This window comes from Tolypothrix sp. FACHB-123 (assembly GCF_014697075.1).
Taxonomy (GTDB): domain Bacteria; phylum Cyanobacteriota; class Cyanobacteriia; order Cyanobacteriales; family Nostocaceae; genus Aulosira.
Genome location: NZ_JACJRE010000055.1, coordinates 40,666 through 48,298, shown reverse-complemented (window position 1 = coordinate 48,298; position 7,633 = coordinate 40,666). Strand labels below are relative to the sequence as shown.

Here is a 7,633-nt window from a genome sequence, read left to right as displayed (position 1 = left end):
GCTCGGCTTATGGATTTAGAAACTTTGAAAACTTCCGAATTAGATGCTTGTTAAACTGGCATTTTGATTGTTAGTTTAGCATAACAAGTACTAAAGAACCAACTTTTCTTAGCTTCTGCCTTCTTCCAATAAGTACAATTCTCTAAGAAGCGATCGCGCTTTACTTGTTTCCCACAATCCTCAGCTTAAATAATGCCATCTACATATCTAGGTTGTCTTAGTTGGCTGTTACAGCAGTTTCAACTCAAGCCAGGTAAGCCAGCATTTGTCTACGGATTGCGGGCTATTTTGGCGCTAGGTGTTCCGATTGCCGTGGGAATTATAACCGGTCATGGTGCAGCTAGTGCGATCGCAGTTATGGCGGCGATGTTTGTGAATATGGTGGATGTGGGCGGTGCTTATCGTCAAAAAGCCACGGCGATGATAGCTGCAACTATTGGGGTAACTGTAGCGTTCCTGTTAGCCAATTTAGTCAGCAGCAATCTTTGGTTAGCACTTCCCACAACATTCATTGTCATCTTTCTTGCAGGTTTAGCGGGGCTGTTTGGCAGTGTGGCGGCTTCTGTCAGCTTGGTAATTTCGATTATGTATGTGGTGGCGCTGGCAAAATTTGCTTCATTTCCCGATTTATCTGCTGTGTTATGGCAATGTTTGTTATCTCTAGCTGGTGGAATTTGGGCAATGGTGCTGTCTTTAGGGTTGTGGGCGATACGTCCTTACACACCTGTGATGGAGTCTGTTGCTAAATGTTACCTCTCATTGAGTAAATTCGTGGAATTAGCTAGCCAGAGAGTGTTAAATCCGGAAGATATGCAAAATTGGACAAAACAATTTTTGCAAGCGCAGGATACTGTGACACAAGATTTAAGTGATGCGCGGAATAATTGGGCATCTGTGTGGACTAGACAAAAAACCGTGAATTTACGGGGCAATCAGTTACTAATTTTAATTGAGGATGCCAACCAAATTATTAATTCTGTGGTGGCTGAGGTAGAATTATTGGCGATCGCTTCCCCAAGTCCGTTATTTTCTGGGTTACAGCCGGAAATTTGGCAAGTAATGGCAGAGTTAGCAATTGCAATGCAAACTTTATCAACAGCAATTGTTAAAGGTAGAAGTTCAGTTCACCTGGGAGATTTGGATAGAAAGATTGAAGCATTAGAACATCAATGGTTAATATTGCGCAGTCAAGTTGTTAATCGGACAAACGATCTGCACACAGATGAATATGCGGATTTAGTTAACTTGCGGAAGATTGCAACTAGTCTGACAAAGCTGACTCAACAGCTTCATAGCGATGCTGAGATTGTAGCTAATTTGAGTACAGGAAAACGCCATAGCCACATTTGCCGGGAAATTTCGCCTCCACAGCCATCAGAGGGCTTTTCTTGGATAAATACGCTGCGGGATAATCTTAATTTTGATTCAGTTTTGTTTCGTCACGCCTTACGCCTAGCATTAATTACCACAATTGCCGAATTAGTAGCCTCAATATTGCAATTTCCCACAGGCTATTGGGTAACGCTAACGGCTATAGTTGCACTTAAACCGAATTTTGGCGGAACTACCCAGACAACAGTGCAACGTGTCCTTGGTACATTTATTGGTGGGATAATTGGTATTGCTCTGGTTGTGCTGATCAAGAATCCTTTAGCGATCGCAATTTGGATTTTGCTGTTGATGTTTACGGCGATGTCAGTGCGATCGTTAAGCTACAGCCTATTTACCATGATGCAGACTCCTGTAATCATTCTGTTACTGAATGTTATTAGTACAGGTGGCTGGCAAATTGGAGTATTGCGGATTGTTGATACCCTCGCTGGGGGAATATTAGTACTGCTGGGTAGTTATCTGCTTTTTCCTAGTTGGGAACGTCAGCAACTCCCCAGCCAATTAGAAAAAACCATACGTGCAAATCTTGTCTACTTTCAACAAGTCATTGCCAATTATCTCAATTCCCGACAAGCTGCTGATAATTCTATTAACACCCTACGCCATCAAGCAGCACTGGAGAACGCCAACGCTGAGGCGGCGGCGCAAAGATTATTTGGCGAACCCCGTCACGTTCAGGGCGAAGTTGAACCTGTAATGACGCTGATGATTTACATTCGCGCCTTTTTCAGTTCAGTGACAACTTTAGGCGAACATCTGCGAGAATTTAGCGGCGATTATCAATTTACTGAACTTAGGCGATTAGCCGATGCGATTATCCAAGTTTTAGAGAACTTAGCCCAAGCACTGCAACAGCAACAGCCACCGCAACCATTACCAGAATTGGATATTTATCTTGAAGCAATTCACAATGAAATTGAACAGCTACATACAGTGCGGATATCAGAAATAGCCACAAATCCTCATGCTGTAACCCCCACATTACAAGCCGTGCGCGAACAAACTACCCTATCCACAGAGTTAGAGCGGATTGTCAATGAAATTAAAATTATGCATTGTGCGATCGCGCTTTTGCAAAAATAATTATCAGTGAACAAAGGCAGAGTGCAGAAGCACAGAAGAGAAACATTGATTTTTAATTTCTAATATTAGGCATCTATTTTCAGCCGCCCATAGCAAGCTTTAAAAGAATTTTCTGGGTTGGATTGATTAGATAACCAAGCCCACATTTGATCGCCAAAAGAAAAATGCCACCATTCTCTAGGGTTGCGTTGAAAACCAGCTTTTAACATGACATTGTGTAATAACTGACGATGCGTATGATACTGCTGTGCTTGTGGATCTTGATTATTAGCATAGTAATCAGGAAGCGATCGCGCTGACATTTCATCAATCGGCGAACCCATATCAACAATTTGTCCTTGCTCGTTTACCAGGGTCACATCTATGGCTGCACCTGTACTATGAGGTGGGGGCGTTTTTTCATCTAAGCTAGGAGCCGCCCAAATTTGATAAACTAATTCCCAGATTTCTTGGCGTTGGGTTGGCGATAACTCCGCTTCAGTCAATCCCCTCTCATTTAAGGCTTGTGCAAAACTATAATCGACCATAAACTGCTGCACAGCTACCGGGCGATAAGCATCAAATATTTGAATGTACCAATGAGGACGCAGTAATTGTAAATGCTTTTGCGCTTGAATTAAATTTTCTACCACAGTCTGCCGTAAATAATAGGGAGAATGTACCCCATAAGGTGCGCCTAATTTTTCATAAGGATGGGGAGATTCCACAGCAAATAATTTTAAAGGAATCTCTACTAACGGTTCACCACATTCGCAGATTTCTATCTGATGATAGGGTCTCATTGGCAATTTTAGATTTTAGATTTTAGATTTTAGATTGAGAGTACTAGTTAGATTAGTTAGATCCCCGACTTTTAGAAAAAGTCAGGGATCTAGAAACAAATCAAAATTCATCAAATAAAACATCAGCAGCAATCTTTGGTTTTTTCAACCACCTCTGGTACTGGATCGTAACCACCGGGATGAAAGGGATGACAGCGTAAGATGCGGCGAATTCCCATCCACGAACCCCGTACAGCACCAAATCTCTCAATTGCTTGGATAGTGTACATAGAACAAGTCGGCTGAAAGCGACAAGTTGGGGGAAATAAGGGTGAAATAAACATTCTGTAGCCCTGAATCAGCCAAATCAATATTATTTTCATAGCGGCAACCAAATCTAATAAAGTAGAAATAAAGACCGAAATTTTTCTTGCTAGTAATATCTTTGGTGAATACTTTTCCTGCTTTAGACTCAATTTCTCCTTTATGGCTACAAATTGCCATCGTTGCGGTTTGGGTGTTATTTATTTTAGCGATCGCCTGGGGAGTTAATCGCCTCGCCCATAAAGATCCAGAAATTGTCCGCAAGATAGTGCATATTGGCACTGGTAATGTGATTTTACTGGCTTGGTGGTTAAATATTCCTGCCAGTCTTGGCATTACAGCTTCAATTTTAGCCAGCGCCGTCACCTTATTGTCCTACCGCTTGCCGATTCTCCCAGGAATTAATAGTGTTGGGCGTCAAAGTCTGGGGACATTTTTTTACTCTGTCAGTTTTGGTATTCTCATTGCTTGCTTTTGGTATTTGCAACAACCCCAATATGCAGCATTAGGTATTTTGGTGATGACATGGGGAGATGGATTAGCGGCTTTAATTGGTCAGCGCTTTGGTAAACATAAATATAAGGTTTTTGGCTCCCAAAAAAGCTGGGAAGGTTCTTTGACAATGACCCTCGTTAGTTATATTGTCAGTAGTTTAATTTTGCTGGGTGTCCAAGGGAATATTTGGCAAACTTGGGTAATATCTCTGTTAGTAGCAGTTGTGGCTACAGCTTTAGAAGCCGTTTCCCTGTTAGGTATTGATAATTTAACCGTTCCTCTAGGGAGTGCGGCTTTAGCTTTTCTATTAGTTGAGCAATTGGTCTTCTAATCTAAATACAACATTTTATTAACTCTTACCTCATTCTCTGCGTACCTCCGCGCTTACCTTTGCGAGCCTATGCGTTTAAATTTCCACCCTCAATCAGCCACAATTTTATGTAAAGCTGTACTCAGCCACTCTCTAAAATCCTGACTCAAAAACAATATCACCCTGGCTTAACAAAATTACGGAAGTTTAACAAGTATACTAGTAACCTAGTTTTCCCTAAATTGAAGATATTAAAATTACTATTAGCTGTTTTATAAGTATAAAAAAATGAGATTTAGAGAATGGGCTACTAAGGTCATGCTAATTTGCCTATTGTTCGCCACTCTAATTTTGGCGCTGTTTGCTGGAAAATCCACCAAACCACAGAACGATACCGCCACCGCAATGTCACAGATTACATCGTGGAGTGAGTATCCCAAAGCACAATTACAATCAGCAAAGACTCAGGAGCTTGATTCCCAAAAGGATTTGCTGAAATCACGGGTGAAGAAAAGTCCGCCTCTAGCTAGATATAAGACCACAGCAGCTTTTACTAAATATAAACCTCGGTATGAAGTCCGACCTGTAAATCCAAGTAACTACGGTGAAAGATACGCCAAAGATATTTATGGTACTGTAGTACGCAATCAGCCGATTATAGTGCTACATGAAACTAGTAATTCTGCCTCAAGCGCAATTAACTTTTTTCAAACACCTCATGATAACGAAAATATCCAAGCTAGTTATCACACTTTAATTAGGCGAGATGGGACGGTAGTTTATCTCATCCCACCTGAAAAGCGCGCTTTTGGTGCAGGTAATTCGGTATTTCAGGGAACTGATGGTTTGGAAACTGTGAAGACTAACCCGAACTTACCAGCATCGGTGAATAATTTTGCCTATCATGTTTCGTTAGAAACACCGCCAGAAGCTTGGGGAAATAATCGCATCCAATCGCACAGTGGCTACACGGATGCACAATATTATTCTCTGGCTTGGTTAATTGCTCAAAGTCAAGTTCCTGACGATCGCATCACAACTCATCAAGCTGTAGACCTTTCAGGACAAAGAGTTGACCCGCTCAGTTTTGATTTTAATAAGTTCTTCTATTTACTTCATAATTACCGTCAAAGTATTTCGTAATTGATAATTCGTAATTATTAGACAAGATATTTTATTGAACCACAGAGGCGCAGAGGAGCCAGTGCGTTGCGCGGGTTCCCCGCGTTGTAGCAACTGGCGTGACACAGAGAGAAGAAGAGAATTTTTGTTCAGGTTAAAAATGTCTTATTTGATGAATAAAAATCAATAGACTTGAGATACCTGAATTATTAACTATTCGGGTATCTTGTATTTAATAATTACGAATTACTAAAGCTATAGATTTGCTGAGTTTCTAAGCGATCGCAAATTGCCGAGGGTACTGTACCATCTGCAAAGGTCTGGCGATCTAGTTGAACTTGTAGGTTGGTTAGCGGATCGTTACCGACAGAAATCAGGAATTCGAGTTTTTGGATTTCCGGTAAACTCACTAAATGGTCGAGAATTTGCCCGATTGCTTGGAGATAAGGATGATTTTTTTGCTGATACCAATCGCTAGCAGCTACTTTCGGTTGGTCAAAACCTAAGTGTACTGTTAAGGATGGTTTATCAAAAAGAGCGATCGCTAATGGTCGCGCTTCTTCTTGTAGCAATAAGTGATGATTTTTTGCCAAATTGCGAATTTTTTCTAGGCGTTCATAGCGTTGCGTCACTGATTCGGGATCGTCTTGCCAATGAATTGCTACTGTGACTAAATAAGTTTGCAGCAGCATGTGACCTAGTTTCTGTGCTTTGGTGGCTAGGTAGTAAGAATTGTAGTCATTAGCCTCAATCAATAACGGAACGCGATCGACTACTTCCAAACCATAGCCTTTAACGCCCGCAATTTTCCGGGGATTATTGGTAATCAAGCGGATTTTTTTGATACCCAAATCCATGAGCATTTGCGCACCCATACCATAATCTCGCAGGTCAGCCGCAAATCCTAAGCGTTCGTTGGCTTCTACTGTATCCAAACCCATATCTTGTAAGGAATAGGCTTTGAGTTTGTTAATTAAACCAATTCCTCGCCCTTCTTGACGCAGGTATACGACAACACCTTGTCCAGCCGCTTCAATCATCTTTAATGCAGCTTGCAATTGCATTCGACAGTCGCAGCGCAAAGAACCTAAAGCGTCACCCGTTAAACATTCTGAGTGCATCCGCACCATCACTTCCTGGTCTTTGAAGCTGGCGGGATCGCCCTTGACAATGGCTACGTGTTCGCAATTATCGAGGGTGTGGCGGTAAGCATAGATTTTAAAGTGACCGAACTGGGTAGGTAACTCAGCAATGCTTTCGCGGGTAACTAAGCGATCGTGCTGGAGGCGATAACTAATTAAGTCAGCAATACTAATAATTTTCAGATTGTGACTGCGAGCATACTCAATGAGCTGGGGTAACCGCGCCATTGAACCATCGGGGTTTTGGATTTCACAAATAACCCCAGCTGGATATAACCCTGCTAATCGAGATAAGTCTACAGCCGCTTCTGTATGTCCCGCACGTTTGAGTACGCCACCCTCTTTAGCACGGATGGGGAAAATATGGCCGGGACGACGTAAATCTAAAGGTTTGGTGGCTGGGTTAAGGGCTACTTGAATAGTCCGGGCGCGGTCGTCGGCGGAGATCCCGGTACTGACGCCCAAGTGAGGCCCAGCGTCAATGCTGACGGTAAAAGCTGTCTGGTTAGTATCAGTAAGCTTGCTCACCATTAACGGTAAGTCTAATTCATCGAGGCGATCGCCTGTCATTGCCAAACAAATCAATCCCCTAGCTTCCACCGCCATGAAATTGATTGTATCCGGTGTTGCAAATTGGGCGGCACAAATTAGATCGCCTTCGTTTTCGCGATTTTCGTCATCTACCACGACGATCACCCGACCGGCTTTTAAATCCGCTAAAGCCGCGTCAATGGAATCAAACTTAAAAGATGAACTAGTACCGTTATGGTCTGAGACTGCGCCATCATTTTCCGACTCAGGCGAGCGATCGAAAGTTTGCTCTAGCGGAGCGATTCCAGCGCTCTGGTCGCTAGAGTTTAAAGGAGTGGCTTGTGACTGCTGTTTAGTCTTAGGCTTTGACACAGAGTAATTCCAGCTACCAAAAGTAAATTTTTTTTACAATTTCTTCTTTTAGATTGTAGCTCGTTTATTAGGCATAGAAGTACATTGGCAATGAATCGATA

The 7,633-nt window shown here is 42.2% G+C and carries 6 protein-coding genes; 3 read left to right on the top strand and 3 right to left on the bottom strand.

Features of this window, described 5'->3' with window-relative positions:
- The first annotated feature begins 192 nt into the window (after window positions 1–192).
- Window positions 193–2,475 (top strand): FUSC family protein, encoded by a 2,283-nt coding sequence (locus H6G41_RS26895; protein ID WP_190750343.1) that lies wholly within the window; start codon window positions 193–195, stop codon window positions 2,473–2,475.
- 65 nt (window positions 2,476–2,540) lie between these two features.
- Here the strand turns inward: H6G41_RS26895 and H6G41_RS26890 are convergent, their stop codons facing one another.
- Together H6G41_RS26890 and yidD are read right to left on the bottom strand one after the other, a co-directional pair.
- On the bottom strand, window positions 2,541–3,257 hold the full coding sequence (locus tag H6G41_RS26890; protein ID WP_190750341.1) for a M15 family metallopeptidase: 717 nt from the start codon (window positions 3,255–3,257) through the stop codon (window positions 2,541–2,543).
- Between the two features lie 122 nt (window positions 3,258–3,379).
- The gene (yidD, locus tag H6G41_RS26885) at window positions 3,380–3,619 is read right to left on the bottom strand and encodes a membrane protein insertion efficiency factor YidD (RefSeq protein WP_190750339.1); all 240 of its coding nucleotides are present in this window, start codon (window positions 3,617–3,619) and stop codon (window positions 3,380–3,382) included.
- A gap of 62 nt (window positions 3,620–3,681) precedes the next feature.
- Between yidD and H6G41_RS26880 the strand changes: the two genes are divergently transcribed.
- Together H6G41_RS26880 and H6G41_RS26875 are read left to right on the top strand one after the other, a co-directional pair.
- Window positions 3,682–4,386: a diacylglycerol/polyprenol kinase family protein gene (locus H6G41_RS26880; protein ID WP_190750351.1), complete on the top strand. Its 705-nt coding sequence runs from the start codon at window positions 3,682–3,684 to the stop codon at window positions 4,384–4,386.
- Window positions 4,387–4,653: 267 nt separating this feature from the next.
- The gene (locus tag H6G41_RS26875) at window positions 4,654–5,508 is read left to right on the top strand and encodes a peptidoglycan recognition family protein (protein WP_190750337.1); all 855 of its coding nucleotides are present in this window, start codon (window positions 4,654–4,656) and stop codon (window positions 5,506–5,508) included.
- Between the two features lie 218 nt (window positions 5,509–5,726).
- Here the strand turns inward: H6G41_RS26875 and ribBA are convergent, their stop codons facing one another.
- On the bottom strand, window positions 5,727–7,532 hold the full coding sequence (gene ribBA, locus H6G41_RS26870) for a bifunctional 3,4-dihydroxy-2-butanone-4-phosphate synthase/GTP cyclohydrolase II (RefSeq protein WP_190750335.1): 1,806 nt from the start codon (window positions 7,530–7,532) through the stop codon (window positions 5,727–5,729).
- Window positions 7,533–7,633 lie beyond the last annotated feature (101 nt).